Source organism: Pedobacter sp. 10L46_2 (assembly GCF_056395165.1).
Genome location: NZ_JBFTIZ010000545.1, coordinates 1 through 1134, shown reverse-complemented (window position 1 = coordinate 1134; position 1134 = coordinate 1). Strand labels below are relative to the sequence as shown.

The following is a 1134-nucleotide window of genomic DNA, read 5'->3' as shown; positions in this document are numbered from 1 at the left end:
GCCTAATTGCTATCATGGTTTTGCACCAGACATGAATTTGCAGGAGGTTTATGCAGATTTTTATGGAAAATGGTTGGTTGATGGTGGTATGGATTATATTGATTTTGACGGGCTTGAAAGCTGTATTTATCAAGGGCATGGGCAGTATTCGTTTAAGCGTTTCTTTGGTAAGCTTTTCGAAAGTTACAAGAGGAACGGAGGTAAATATTTGCGTGTAATGGGTAGTGCTGTTGGCGAAGGGAGCTGGCATTATATGAGTGTATGCAACGTAGGGGGTGGCGATCATATGTTTAGTCCGGTAAACAATAAGTGGGGTATAGAAGGTAAAGACATGCGTTACGTTTTTGAGAGCAGTTACCTGCCGGCAACATTTGGTATTATTAACCTGGACAGTGAATGGACCATGTACGATGCTGAAAACCTACAGGCGAAATCAATTGGATGGGATGCTACCTATATGCTAGGTTTAAGTGAAAGGGCTGTAGAGAATTGTAGTGAAAAGAATGCGATTTTTAAAGCTTACCGCACCTGGGAAAATCTGAGAAGCGAAATAGATTTTTCAAAGACATTAAAGGAGAAATTGAAAGATCTTAATTACAAGTTTCATCTGGAACAGACCGGAAAAAAAGCATTTATCTTATACCCCGTACGTGAAAACCGTTTCAGAAATGAACCTTATACCTCAGAAGGAAAGTTGTACCAGTTAAAAAATGAATTTGAGAGCCAGCCACTTGAATTTGCAATTCGCATACATACACCAAAAGGCGAACAAGCAAATGGAGTCAAAATTACCTTGCAAAATGGAAAGCAATTTTTAATTGACAGGAAGTTCTCTGATGGGGAGTTCATCATATTTAAAGGAAATTCGTTATACGTTGCTGACCGGTTTAGAAAGAAACGTGAAGAAATATTGAATGAACGAAACCTGATGCTGCCAAATGGCCAATCCGATATTGCTGTTGCAGCATTGCATGAAGGAAGCGAGAAGATTAAGATTGATTTAGTAGTGAATAGTATTGGTAAAGGTGAAAAAATCTAATGTTGTAAAAATTTAGTAAGCATCATAACTAGATATGGAAAATGATATCCCAGTAAATTATTGGAAGGGTAAGGGAAGGAAGATCATTGCAATTC

Annotated in this window: 1 protein-coding gene; it reads left to right on the top strand. The window is 38.1% G+C overall.

Going from position 1 to position 1134, the window contains the following annotated elements:
* Positions 1-1039, top strand: a 1039-nt coding sequence (locus AC1DDX_RS27670) for a ubiquitin family protein (protein ID WP_477623069.1), incomplete at its 5' end; no start/stop codon positions are given.
* Positions 1040-1134: the final 95 nt, after the last annotated feature.